7 protein-coding genes are annotated in these 13589 nt (G+C 62.9%); 1 reads left to right on the top strand and 6 read right to left on the bottom strand.

Features of this window, described 5'->3' with window-relative positions:
* Positions 1-450: 450 nt before the first annotated feature.
* From NFG57_RS10050 to NFG57_RS10025, 6 genes are all read right to left on the bottom strand, one after another.
* Entirely contained in the window at positions 451-678 is a 228-nt protein-coding gene (locus NFG57_RS10050; protein ID WP_124804743.1) for a hypothetical protein, read from the bottom strand.
* 398 nt (positions 679-1076) lie between these two features.
* Positions 1077-1451: a hypothetical protein gene (locus NFG57_RS10045; RefSeq protein ID WP_306168751.1), complete on the bottom strand. Its 375-nt coding sequence runs from the start codon at positions 1449-1451 to the stop codon at positions 1077-1079.
* Positions 1417-6237, bottom strand: coding sequence for a polymorphic toxin type 17 domain-containing protein (locus tag NFG57_RS10040; protein ID WP_348816120.1), 4821 nt, complete (start codon positions 6235-6237; stop codon positions 1417-1419). The genes NFG57_RS10045 and NFG57_RS10040 overlap by 35 nt, the downstream gene beginning before the upstream one ends.
* A 107-nt stretch (positions 6238-6344) precedes the next feature.
* Entirely contained in the window at positions 6345-9569 is a 3225-nt protein-coding gene (tssI, locus tag NFG57_RS10035; protein WP_348816119.1) for a type VI secretion system tip protein TssI/VgrG, read from the bottom strand.
* A gap of 393 nt (positions 9570-9962) precedes the next feature.
* Positions 9963-10997, bottom strand: coding sequence for a DNA-binding protein (locus NFG57_RS10030; protein ID WP_348816118.1), 1035 nt, complete (start codon positions 10995-10997; stop codon positions 9963-9965).
* A gap of 910 nt (positions 10998-11907) precedes the next feature.
* Complete coding sequence (locus NFG57_RS10025; protein WP_108195028.1) at positions 11908-12117, bottom strand: hypothetical protein; 210 nt, start codon at positions 12115-12117, stop codon at positions 11908-11910.
* A 221-nt stretch (positions 12118-12338) separates the two neighbouring features.
* On the opposite strand from NFG57_RS10025, the gene NFG57_RS10020 reads away from it, so the two are divergent.
* Positions 12339-13541 carry a site-specific integrase gene (locus tag NFG57_RS10020; protein ID WP_222516804.1) on the top strand — a complete coding sequence of 401 codons (1203 nt, stop codon included), beginning with the start codon at positions 12339-12341 and terminating at the stop codon, positions 13539-13541.
* Positions 13542-13589 lie beyond the last annotated feature (48 nt).

Raw genomic sequence — 13589 nt, 5'->3', positions numbered from 1 at the left:
TAGCGGAACTGCCGGCGGTCGCTGTTCTGGTTGGTTAGCGCCGAGAGCCGCAGCAGGCAGTCGTAGTGGTAGCTCGAATATAAATAATAAGAGCTGGACCATGGGGGCACGGCGTTCGATGGGCTGGTCCTTGCATGCGCGGCAGGGTGTCATCGCCCGCGGCGGGTGCATGGGTGTAGTGACAGGCCTCGATCAGCCAGTGTTCGGGGTCGTACTGCTAGTGCCAGGTCTCACCACTGGGGGCGATGCGTCGGGTCAGGTTGCTGCTGGCGTCATAGTGGTTGTGGGTGCCGGCGTAGCGCTTGAGCAGGTTACCCATGGCCGGCGACAGGCTAGCCGGTGCGCCAGGATGATATCGGGTGCGATGATAGCGGGTGCGTTGGCCGGTGGAGACATCATGATGTCACAGATGCTCTCTGTGATACAATTCACATCCAACTTCGCAGATCCCTAACTTTCTGGCAACTCGGATAGTAGGTCACAGAATTCCTGCTCGCTTAACTCAAACTCTTCGCCCATATCCATTGCCATCAATGTGAGAAGTATGTTCTCTGTTTTTGAGGATATATAAATATCACTTTGTTGGTGTATGATAAATGCAGCTCTAGATATAGCATGTGCATCGTATTTTCCAGGGCATACTTTTTTGAGCTCCTTCGCAATGTGGGAATCACTCATTTCTGCTCCAGTTCTTAAGTTCGTAGCCGGTCGGGGGGGGGAGTGTTGGGAGCTTTGGGAGTCTAACGTCTTCCCATTAATGCTCTTCGGGTGTACCCGAATTACTGATCCAGACTGATCAAGACCTTCCATCCATTGCCTCACCGAACCAGAATTTTGATTATACTCTGTTACAAAAAATGCCCCTTAGTCGGACCCTCTGTACGCGCAGGAACTTCTTGAGTGTAGTAGCGTACTCTTCCATCAGGGAGAGTGCGAGTTGTAGCGGCATTTTGCTGTGCTTTTTGTAGTCCTGATAGCTTAGCTCTTAAAGCTGCCTGAGCATTCACATTTGCACAATACCCACTCAACCCCAGCGGATACACCCATCCTGTCGGATTCGGAGCGTACATGTAAAATCATAAATCTATGTACTCTAAGCTGGCCCATTTTATATTTGGCATGGGAAATGGCTTTCCCTTTGTTTGGTATAGAATCAAGCTATCTCCAGCTTTCTTCCACCTCCCACCTAAAATTTTGGATATTTCTTGGGGTGTGTTTTTCGATATAATTGGACTGCCGATTTCTATCGAGAATTCATAATATTCTGGAATCTTCCAATACCTTTTTAGTCGACACAACTCTATTTCTTCATACGCCTCTAGTTTCTGGAGTAGAATATCACCTGCTGCACGCGCTTGCTCCACATCTGCAGCCTCAGTAAAAACATGAAGATTGACTATTCCTTTCAAAACTGGATCACCTGTGAGTAATTTTTCCATCAAGCGAAACATTAGCGTGTGTTCCGTCTCTTGTCGTCCATCCTATCTGCTCGCGACCAGTTCTTGATAACTGGACATCCCATTCAAAGGGCTCTCCGGCTGTTCGAGAAGGGCCTTTAGTCCACTCGTTCCCAAATCGATCAAGATAGCCTCGGTTGGGGCCCCTTGGAATTGGAGTTGAACCATCCCAACTCTCTGGAGGTACATATCGAATTCTTCCTGAGGTTGGCAACTGAGCATCTTTGATCCTAGCCGTTTTTGTCCTCGGTCTACTGCCGCGAGATTCCTCACAACACCGACTCAGCCCCAGCGGATCCACCCATCCTGTCGGATTGGGGGCATACATGTACAGATTTTCGCCGCCGGCCAAGCCGATGGGGTCCTGGGTGGTGAAGCGTCCCGTCTCTGGATCATAGTACCGATGGCGGTTGTAGTGCAGCCCGGTTTCTTCATCCAGGTACTGGCCCTGGAAGCGCAGGGGGTTGTCGGTGGTGCTGGGGTTGCCGTGGCCGTCACTGGCCTTGGTGAGCTTGCCCCAGGCGCGGTAGTGGCCGACCCAGGCGAGCTTACCGTCGCATTCTGCCAGCTCCATCGGGGTGCCGAGGTGGTCGGTGTGGATGCTGTAGAGCGTCGGCTCGGTTGGCTGGTATTCGGTGTAGAGCACCGCGCCGGTGGCGCTGCGGGTGTGGACGGCCTCGAAGCGGTTTTCGAGCTTGGCGGCGGGCACGAAGCTGTCGGGTTCGAACAGGTAGATCACCCGCCGCTCGGGGGTGAGGCCGGGATACTCGAGCCGATGGCAGCGCTGGGCGATCGGTAGCGAGTGAGGCCGTTCGGGGTTCTCGCGGGCCAGCTCCAGGCGTTCGGGGCGAAACAGCGGCGGCAGGCCACCGACAAAGTGCTCTTCGCTTTGCAGCAGGTCGCCGTCCCAGTTGAACACCGTCAGCTCACTGGGCTGGCCCTGGCGGTTCACCTCTTTCCATACCCGTCGGCCGAGGCCGTCGTAGGCGTAGCGGGCACGCATGCGCGGCAGGGTGTCATCGCCCGCGGCGGGGGCATGGGGGTAGTGGCAGGCCTCGATCAGCCGGTGTTCGGGGTCGTACTGGTAGTGCCAGGTCTCGCCGCTGGCGGCGATGCGTCGGGTCTGGTTGCCGCTGGCGTCGTAGTGGTAGTGGGTGCCGGCGTAGCGCTTGAGCAGGTTGCCCATGGCCGGCGACAGGCTGGCCGGTGCGCCTGGGTAATCGAGGCGAATGCGCTCCTCGGATCCGTGGTCGAGATGATCGCGGGGGCGCCCGCGTCGCCAGCGGGTGGCGTCGGAGGTTGTACCTTCGTTTCCTTTTTCGCCTCTTGTTTGTGGTGGCACGGGATCGACCAGATTGCCGGCCGGGTCGAAGGCGAACACTTCCTCGAGGCCGGGGGCGCTTGCCTGGCGCAGCCGGCCCAACGGGTCGTAGCCGTAGCGGGTGGTGCCACGCAGGTTGTCGTCCACCTGGCTGAGCAGGCCGTTGGCGCTGTAGTGCCACTGGCGCCTGACGGTGGGGTGTCGGGGGCGGTCCTCGACGGATGCTTCGAGGGTGCGGATGTGCTGCTCTATCAGGCGTCCCAGCGGGTCGAAGCGTGATTCGACCTCGCGGCTGCCCTGGTGACGGCGCACCTCGCGATGCAGGTCGTCGCGCTCGAAGGCCATCAGCTCGCGCTGGTCCAGGGTCATGGCGTGGACATGGCCGGAGCCATAGCGCAGCCAGGCCAGGGTCTGGCCGTCGGGCAGGGTGGTGGTCTCGCGGTTGCCCAGGGCGTCGTGGGTGTGGCGGGTGACGCTGGAATAGTCACCGCCGTTGGGCAGCTGATGACGCTGCTCCTCGGCGATCAGGTTGTCGGCGGTGTCGAAGTGAAAGCGCGTCTCGCTGTGGTGGCTGGCCGCACGGGTCAGACGTCCCAGCGGGTCGTAGCCGTAGCGGGTGGTCAGCGCGGGCTGGCCCGGTCGCTGGCTCTCGCGCTCCAGCACCCGGCCCATGGCGTCGCGGGTGAAGGTGGTGACCAGGTCGCCTTCTCGGCGCTCGATCAGGGCGCCGCCATCGTCGTAGCGGTAGTGGCGGGTGCGCCCGTCGAAGCCGGTGTCCTCGATCAGTCGTCCACCGCCGTCGTAGCGGAACTGCCAGCGGTCGCCGTTCTGATTGGTCAGCGCCGACAGCCGCAGCAGACGGTCGTAGTGGTAGGCGAAACGCTGGCCCATGGGGTCGCGGCGCTCGATGGGCTGGCCCTTGCCGTTATAGCGATAGCGGGTGCGCTGCCCGGTGGGATCGAGATACTGGGTCAGCCGGCCTTCGCCGTCGTGGGAGAAGTGCTCGATGGCGCCGTCGGGGTGCTCGACGCTCAACAGCAGGCCGGTGGCGTCACGGGTGTAATGGGTGCGATGCCCGGCGGCGTCACGGCGCTCGATCAGCCAGCCGCGGTGGTCGTAGCGAAACTGGGTGGTCTTGCGTGAGCAGTCGCTGGCACTGGTCAGCCGGCCCTGGTCGTTCCAGCGATACTGGTAGGTATTACCGGCGGCGTCGGTCATCGCCGTGGGCAGCCCGCGCGCGTCGTGGCGAAAGGTGGTGACACGCCCGCTCGGGGCGATTTCTTGAAGCGGCAGGCCGCGTTCATCGAAGCGCAGCGAGCGTTCGCGCCCGTCAGGCTCGGTGACGCGCACCGGCAGGCCCTTGTCGTCGTAGTCGATGCGGGTGCTCAGGCCCTGGGGATCGACCGTCTCGATCAGCCGGCCCTGGTCGTCATAGCGATAGTGGGTGGTGCGTCCCTCGCCGTCGATATGGCGGATCAGCCGGCCGTGCTCGTCCCAGCGCCAGTGCTCGCTGCCCAGCGCCGGGTGGAAGGGATGGGTGATCGACTCGATCTGGTTGTGATAGTTGTAGCGGTAGAAGGTCACCACGCCGTCTGCGTCGGTGACGCGGGTGTACCACAGGCCGCGATGGTACTCGAAGCGAGTGTCCTCGCTGCCGTCTTCCAGGCGGTTGCGTACGCAGCGCGCGTCGTGAGCGGCGGGCAGGGCGCCCTGGGCCTTGCCCGGCCAGTCCCACTCGAGCTCCACCGCCAGGCCACTGCGGTGGGTGTAGCGGGTGACCAGATGGTGCTGGTACTGGTACTCGCGGGTGTAGCCGCGCATATCACGACTTTCGATCAGATCACCGTCGGCGCTGTGCAGGTAGCGGACCAGCACCTCGGGCTCGTGCGCCTCGGCGGCTTTGTCGTTGGGTTTGGTGCCGTCCTTGCCGACGTCTGCACCGGGATAGTGGCGCACCACCTTGGTCAGCAGCCCCGCGCTGCTGTAGTGAAAGCGCAGCAGCAGGGCGGCGCCGTCGGTCAGCCGGTCCAGTCGGCCCTGGCGATAGCTCAGGTGCAGGGCGCGGCCGTCGCGCTCGCGCTGCTCGACCAGGCGGAAGTGGACGCGCTCGCCCCGCCCGGACTTGCCGATGCGGCGGTAGAGCTCCTGACTGCCGTCGAGGTAGTGAAGCCGGTAGTGCTCGCTGTCGGGGTGTTCCAGGGTGACGCTTTCACGCGGCAGGAAGCGGCTTCCGCCGACCTCGAGGGGGGCGATGGGCAGGGCGCGGTTCAGGCTGTCGATAAAGGTCAACTGCTCGCCCAGGGCCTCGAAGCGGGTATGGAACGGGCTGCTCCAGCGGGCGCCCAGCTCGCTGTCATCGAGTTCGTCGATGCTGGAGCGGTAGTAGAGGGTCCATTCGACGTCGATCAGCCCCGGTACGCTGAAGTCGGTGTGCCACAGGTTCTCGTCACCCATCACATAGTCCACGGGGTTGGGACTGGTGGGGGTGGGGCGATGCAGCGAGCACACGCAGCCGGCCGGAGTGGCGCTTGGCTCGGCTTCGTGGCGGGTGGTCTGGCGATTGTCTGCCGACAGGTAGTGGACCGTACGTTGCCCGGTGACGGCGGTGCCCTGGTGATTGACGTCCCCACGTTGCGACGACCGGCGGCGAGTCGCCTGGGCCAGGTCGCGTATCATCGGCAACAGGCGCTCGAACCCGGCGTTGACCATGGACCTGGCCATCCCGCCGAGCTGGCCGAGGAAGGCGATGAGGCGCTGACGGTCGTCACCAAAGGCCTCGAGCAGGCGGTCAAAGGCAATGAATACGACACGCTTGCCTTTCTCGAGAAGGTTCCACCACTCGGGGTTATCGTCGATCAGTTTGAGCTGTGTGGCGGCATCGACCGGGTTGTTGATGAACTCGGCGAGTTTGCCGACGATGGTGTCAATTTCGCGCAACAGCTTCGGTTTCTGTTCCTCGAGCTTGGATTCGAGTTCTGCCAGAAAATCCATCGCCGCACCGCTGGCCTGGTTGACCAGAATCTGAGCGACGATGTCGACGCCTTCACCGCGGGCAAACGCCTGTATGCCTTCGCGGATCCCCGCACGTGCAGGGCGGGAGGCGTTGCCGAAGGCGGGCACCAGACCGATGGCGTCGATCACCAGCACCGCCCAGAGCCAGACGTTCTGGTAGTTCGGCGTGCCGTCTGCGTCGTTGCCATCGAGGTCAACCACGTCGCGGGCGACGTCGCCGATGGCCATGACGTTACCGACCACCGGCAGCATGTAGGCGGCCTGGACGACCACGTCGAGTACCGTGACGGAATCTTCCTCCACGTCCATCATGATCACGGCTTCCGGGGTCTCGCCTTCGCTGTAGGGCTCGGCGGTGATCACCCGGCGATGGTTGAGTGCCTCTTTCAGAGGGTCGTGGTCCAAACCTGGAATGACGTGGTTGCCCCAGCTTGTTCTCGCGGCCATGCTAAGTTTCCTTCCTTATGTCCCCACAAGAGGGCGCCATCCCTGATGCATTCAGTGAGGTATTGACCGCTACCCACCGAGCCCCTTGGCGATATTGGCCTGTCGACTCAGGAGCGTTTCTTCGGTGATCCACCCGGCCAGCCTGGCGACGTCAGGTCGGTGTCCTGAGCGTGAGGGGTATCCTTGAGGTCGCCGAATGTCGGCCTGGTGGGGACGCCACCCTTCCAGCCGGGTGATGACAGCTCGGTATTGCCAAGCCCTGGGAGCTGCTCCTGAAGCTTCTCCTGCGCGATCTTTTCGAGTTGTGCCCGGGCTTGCTGCTCGACTCGCCCCGCAAGATCGCTCGGAATGTCACCTGGGATGGTTGGCAACGGAGGCCCCTCGGGCCAACCTGGCGACGATAGACCCACGCCGGAAGTGTTTGGCATTCTTCCGGACGTTCCGCCGGCCCAGCCAGGAGACTGGAGGAGGCTGGGCGCTGGTTGGCTGGTCGACCCCAGGCCACCGGCGCTGCCCGATACGGCGGCCTGGGTATCGCCGGACGTCGTGGCATACGTTGGCTTGATCGGTACCTTGCTGGGCCACGCCTGTGGCCGCTTGTCGATTTCTCGCGGGTCCTGGAAGTACTCGACCTGGACACCCCCCAGAGGCAGCCCAGACAGCGTTGCCTTGCCGGCGGCGTCCAGCACCCCTTGGCGTACCGAGCCATCGGCGAGGAAAGCGCGATAGCGGGCGCCGGGCACCGGCCGACCGTTGCCATAGAGGTGTTCAAGATCCAGGTTGGAGGGTTCGGTTTCTGGAAGGTTGTCCAGCGGATAACTCAGACTCGTGGGCCCGCCAAACAGGTGCTGGCTGCCCTTGACGTCGATAGTGCCGGGGGCGTGAATTTCGATGTCGCCACCCTTGAGTCGGATATAGCCGCCACCGCAGGTCAGCAGCACTTCCTCGGCAGCGGCAATGTGCACGGCGTCTTCGGTGGAGGTGATGCTGAGCTTTTTCTCTGCAGTCAGTGCCATCTCGTCGCTCTGGGCCTGCACTTCGACCTTGCCCTGGGCGGCGAACAGCTTGATCCCGGCGCGTTGGACGAACAGCGACAGCCGGTCGGCGATGCTGGCGACCAGGCGTTTGCCAGCGGCCAGGTTGATGTCCTCGCTTGCGGTGACGCTCAGTGACTTGCCTTGGGCCAGGTGAGTGGACTGGCGGGTGCTGATGGCGATGCCCGCCGGGGAGGCCAATTGCAGCCAGGGCTCCTTGAGTCGCGCGGCCTCGCCACGCCCACCTTTGCTTGCCGTTGTCGCACTGCTGCCGTCGAAGGCTGTGGCAGAGTCGGCACTACCGTGGCGCCCCTGGGCGTCGTCGCTGGCCTTGTGCAGGTCGGTGCGGCTGGCAAGCGCCTCGGCGTCGTGGTCGACAGCGCTGTCGCTGAGACTGTCGGCAAGCTGCCAGGCGCTTTGTAGCTCGCGCCAGGCGGGGCGCATGTCGAGCTGCTCACCGTTGGCACCAAGCTGTCCCCAGCTGCTGACCAACAGGCCCTGGTTGGCGCGCACGGCGCCGTAGGCGTCGGTGCGCAGCTCGAAGCCGGTGCCGCGAAAGTCGCCGCGGGTATTGCCGTGCTGGTGGATCAGATAGCCGAGGTTCAACTGGCTCTTGGCGTGCTCGGAGTTGAGCCGCACCCGCTCCTGGTCGGTGGCGTCATCGAACACCAGCTCGTTGTACTTGCCGCCGCGATAGGTCTTCGACTTGAAGCCCGACAGCAGGCCGTTGGAGTGCCATTCCGGACGTTCATCGCCGTTGTAGACCCGACCGGTGATCAAGGGGCGATCCGGGTCGCCCTCGAGGAAGTCAACGATCACCTCCTGGCCGATGCGCGGGACAAAGACCGCGCCCCAGCCGGCGCTGGCGTTGGGCTCGCTGACCCTCAGCCAGCAGCTCGAGCCAGCGTCGTGGTGACCCAGCCGGTCCCAGTGAAACTGCACCTTGACCCGGTTGAGCCGGTCGGTGTGGATTTCCTCGCCTTCCGGCCCCACCACGGTGGCGGTCTGGGGGCCTCCCATCACCGGGCGCGGATGGTCGAGGCTCGAGCGATAGGGCAGGCACAGGCGCTGGGTCTCGATGTCGACCAGATAGTGGCCGGTGCCGGCGCGCTGGTAATCGTCACGGTGGAGGCTGGAGCCTTTATCCGAGAGATCCAGCCCGTGGGCGCGACGCGCCTGATCGAGCTGTTCCTGCAAGCTTCCGGGCAGGGTCGACAGATGCGCCGATACCGGCAGGGCATTCTCTGCATGCAGGGTGAGGCCCAGCACCAGAAACTCGCGCTCGCTGTCGTCGCCGCGCTCATGCTGGCCATGCTGGGTCAGGGTAAAGTGGCCACCGACCTGAAGCTGGCGGGCGCCACCGGCACCATGGAAGCGCTTGGCGCGGGACTCCAGGGCTTCCAGACGATTGACCGCCAGTCGTTCACCGCGACGGTGGTCCGGGTAGTAGTACTCGCCTGGATAATCGTAGACCTCGGTGTCCGGCAGGTGGCCCTGGTCGCGGATGGTGTCCTGGGCGATGTCGCTGGGGTGGCGAGGCTGCTTGTAGTTGAAGGTGGCGAGGCTTACGCGGGTGGGCTGCTGCTGACGGTGCCCACCCCACTGGGTCAGTGCGTCCTCGGCCTCGGTGGCGGCCTGGCGATGGAAGCGGATGGCCTGGGGGGTGACCGCTGGGCAGGTATCTACGCTGTCGGTGACCACCAGGCAGTGATCGCCTTCGCCATGGCTGAAATAGAAAAACAGTCCTTCTTGTTCCATCAGCCGGTTGACGAAGTGGAAGTCGCTCTCTCGGTACTGCACGCAGTAGCTGCGCGCGGGGTAGTCGCGACGAAGATCAAAGCGGTAGCGCCCCTTGGCGATCTCGTGGCCCTGGAACACCGCCTCGATCACCTCGATGACGGTCTTGTCCTGGAAGATGCGGCTGTCACGACCGAGGCTCAAGAGGGATAGCCAGGGCACCAGCACCAGTTGGTAGTAGTAGACGCCACCGTCTTCGCCGAGCAGGGCGGCGGTGTCGACCAGGCCAGAGAGCGGCCGGTAGCCGCCGTCGGCCTGGCGGATCTCGATCAGTGCCGGCTGGGCGATCAGCGACTTGAGCTCGATGTCGCCGCGCTGGGAGATCACGTCGAGGGTGTAGCAGAAGGGGCGCGAAATGGCCTCTTCACCGACCAGGCGATGAGGGATCAGCGATTGCCCCGCCAGATGAAACTTGAGCAGGCGCTGATCCTGACTCAGTGTGACGTCAAAGGCACCCAGCAGGTCGCTTGGGCGATACGAGGACCAGGAGGGGTCGTCCATGCTCAGCACCCTCCTGCCAAACGTGCCCACTCGGTGGGCGCCGATGGAAGACGCAGTAATGCGCGCAAATGATGGGGAGCAGATGGCATGGCGGTTCCTCCCTGAACGATTCCGTCAGTCCGAATCTGGAGGATCTTACCGGCGGGACGGGGCCCGGGCAGCAGGGGAAAGGCGTTTTCAGAAAGGGCTTACGCAGGAAAACGACATGTCGAGCAAGCTGTGCCTTGGCAACACCGCAAACCGGGCATTGAAGGAGGCGGTGCACGCCGCTTGGGCCCTGAATGGCGGCTTGTGGTTTGCAGTGCCACTGCGCTGGATCCCGGGCGTGCCGTGTGAATGCCACCCTATGCAATCACACGGCCAGGCCGCTGCCTGAATCCTGGAGGCGCAGCCCTAGGGCGAAGAGGTCTGTTGTTTGGCGTTTCCGCTGGATGTGCCTTCTTTGTCATCAGCGCGTTCGCGCTGCTGTCTGGCCAGCGCCCAGATCTTCTCGTCAAGCTTGGCCTCGAGCGCCTTGAGTCGCTCTGACTGATTTGCCAGCAGGCGCCTCTGCTCTTCGATACGCTCGTTGAGCAGGTCTACCTCGTGGCCTCGAGCGCGCAGGTTCTCCTCGGCTCGCGAGCGCTCCATCTGCGTCTCGCGATGGCGCTTTTCCTCTTCTGACAGTTCGCCCCGCAGTGCCTGAAGCTGCTGCTGCAACACCTCCTGGCGCTGATCGGCCTGCTTGAGGCGCTGGGCATGGGCCTTTTCCGCACTTTGTCGTTCCTGGCGTGCTTCGTCCAGCATGGCCATCAGCCGCGCCTCGGCGGCCTCGTGGCGTTGTTCTTCCTGGGCCAGGCGTTCGCGATGCTGCTTCTGCTGGTCATCCAGCGCCTGCTGGTACTCCCTGCCTTCACGCTCCTTGTCCTGCTGCAGACGATCAAGCTGAGCTTCGAGCTGGGTGGCGCGCTCGCCTTCCTTGATGAGCTGCTGCTCCAGCGCTTGATTGGCGCTCGCCAGTCGTGCCGATTCCGAGGCCGCCTCCTGCAGGCGCTGCTCCATGGATGACAGATGGGCCGACAGGGCGCTTTCGCGCTGTTCGGCGTCCTCGGCGCGACGATCAGCGGCGGCCACCTTTTCAAGCGCGCCTTCCACGTTGCGATCGGCCTCCTGGCGATAGTGGGCCAGGTTTTCCGCTGCTGCCTCCTGGGCCTTGCTCCAGAGCTCTTCGGCCAATCCCTGAAGCTCCACGGGCATCCCCTGGGGTGGCGGAACGTCTCGTCGCTCTTCCCGGCGTGAACGCCATTCGCGCAGATGTTCGCTGATGGTGGTGAAGCTGCCGGTGCCGAGTATCTCTCGGACCTTCTGAACGCTGGGGGCTTCCTGCTGCTTGAGCAGGGTATCCACCGCTCGTTGAACGTCGTCGTAGGTGATCCCGGTACGGGCCATGAAGCTCTCCTTGTGCGGTGGTCGATTCCGCCAGCGGCTGATCATGCCTGAATGCCCCCTCGCTCGCCATGCTCCGGTTCGCTTTCTGTGACACCTGCTGGCACTGCCGTGCGGTGACGTCACGTGAGCGGTGCTCACATTCCTGCGAACCCCTGCCTGCTTCGTGAGGGGGCGGCTGATGCCCGCCAGCCATCATTTCCATTAAGCGAAGGCGATAGTACGTGTAATTACATAACACGTAAATACGTAGGAATATTTATGATATGCGACGATAAATCAAGATTACGCGCCTTATCTTGAATTTACGCACTTACAGGGGCAGACTAAGACAACCAGCGCTCGTTGCGGATGCATGGGAGAAGCTGGCGTCGTATAGCGCGGAAAGGGCTGCGGCGAGTTGGTTGCAGCGGTAGAAGCGGTGCGCCTTCTCATCGACGTCGAACAAAGGGCGGGTAGAGAACGTCTATGGGAGAAGTTCTTGTCCGGACAACATGTAATGTAAAATCAATGTGTTACACGATTGCCTTTTTCGCCTGCGAGGCGGCCTTTGGCTAGCCTGGAGCAGGGAAAAACGAGACCAGGAAAGAGCGCGGGCATGGCAGCGCCAGACCGGGGAAAGCGAGAGCGGAGAACGGCTCGAGAAGAGCTAGAGCAGAGAAGGGCCAGGCCGGGGAAAAGCGAGAGCTGAGAATGGCTAGATCAGAGAAGGGCCAGAATAGAGAGCGGCAAAAGTAGAGAAGCACGAGGGCGGGAGAGGGCGGGCAGGTGAGTAGCGGTCAAGCCACCCTGACAGCAGGGCATCAAGGGTTATGCCCACGCCACTTGGCATAAGCTGCCGTTCCAAGCGCCAGAATGATCAGCGGCGAAGCCACGAACAGGAACGTCTTCAGGGATTCGAGAATATCCGGTGTCATACGTCCTCCTCAGAGGAAAACCTCTTCTTAGTAGTGATTCCGAGAGCTGCACAGCCAATCCCCAGCAGCACCCCCGCGAGCGAAAGGAGTGCGGGCATCTGAGACGTGAACAGGCCGCCCATGACACTGAGTGCCGCGATGGTGGCACCAACCCGGTCAACGAAGTCCCCGAAGCCACGGGCAACGAAATGCTGGTTGTGACTCATGATCGATCTCGACGGCTCCCTGTCGTTCATACGTCAGCATACCCGAGACCCTCAGATACCGGCGCAACCAGGCTGCGCGCTATCGCGTTCTCGCACATTGGCCGCGCGCAACCGGATGTGGCCATCGGTGTCTTGAGCGGCCAGCTGGTCAGCAGGACTTTTTATCTATTCAGCCGCGCCAAGCGAGGACACGCAATGGCGCAAGCCAATGGGCAGGTCATATGAGCAAGACACCTCCGATACAGGCACAGGACGGCAGGGCGGTCTTCGACAGCACGCCGGGAGGCACCCTGGTCGACGGCGAATTACCGTCTTCGTCGTCCCCGCAGGCCCTGATCGAGGCGGAAGATGACTGGCAGGCGGTGGCCCACTGGCTTGCCGAATACGGCGGCAGCGCGCAGACCCAGCGCGCCTACCGCCGCGAGGCCGAGCGGCTGCTGCTGTGGCTTGAAGAGCGCCGCCTTTCGCTGGCCCAGATGACCCGGGCTCACCTGGATGAGTTCGAGGCCTTTCTCGCCGACCCGCGCCCCCGCGAGCAGTGGGTAGGCCCGGTCAGGCCGCGTCAGGATCCTCGCTGGCGGCCGTTTCGCGGCCCCCTGTCGCCGGCAAGTCGGCGCCAGAGCCTGGTGATCCTGCAAGGCATGATGGCCTGGCTGGTGGAGGCGGGCTGGCTGTCGCGCAACCCGTTTCGATTGATGCGCGACAAGCGCAGGCGCCTCAACAATGGCCAGCGGCGTGTCGAGCGCTATCTGGAGCGTCCGCTGTGGGACTGGCTGTGGGCCTGGCTCAACGAGCCGCTGGAGCCAGGTGCCGACCGACGAGCCAGATTTCTCTGGACCAGGCGGCGACTGGTGTTCGGCTTTGCCTACCTGCTGGCCCCGCGGATCAACGAGATGAGCCAGGCGCGCATGGAGGATCTGGTGAGGCGGGAAGGGCGCTGGTGGTGGCAGGTGGTTGGCAAGGGCGGCAAGTTTGCCGAGATTCCGGTGCCGCCCGACATGATCGAGCTGGTCCGGGAGGCGCGGACGCTCTACGGCGAGCCGGCCGATCCCGCCGGGGATCCAGCGCCACTGTTGAGACGCCTGGATGGTAAGACCGCGCTGGGTGACAACCAGTTGTACCGACTGATACGCACGACCTTCAGCCAGGCCGCGGGCTGCCTGGAAGAGCAGGGCGGGGATCCCCAGGCGGTGGCACGGCTACGACAGGCTACGCCGCACTGGCTCAGGCATACCGCTCTGACCCATCAGGCCCAGGCGGGCGTGGAGCTTCGTTATCTGGCGCAGTCGGCACGTCACTCACGCCTGGAGACGACGTCACGCTACCTTCACACCGAAGACGAGGAGTGGCATCGCCAGCAGTCGCTGCACGGCCTTGGCCAGGCAGAAGGACCAAGATGGGGTCAAGGGAAGGGGGGAGAATAAGGAATGAAGAAACAGCCCCCCCCTGGACAGGTTTCTGGCTGAGGGCGG

The sequence above is a fragment of the Halomonas sp. H10-59 genome (genome assembly GCF_040070555.1).
In the GTDB taxonomy this organism is placed as follows: domain Bacteria; phylum Pseudomonadota; class Gammaproteobacteria; order Pseudomonadales; family Halomonadaceae; genus Halomonas; species Halomonas litopenaei.
This window is presented reverse-complemented; position numbering and strand designations above follow the sequence as displayed.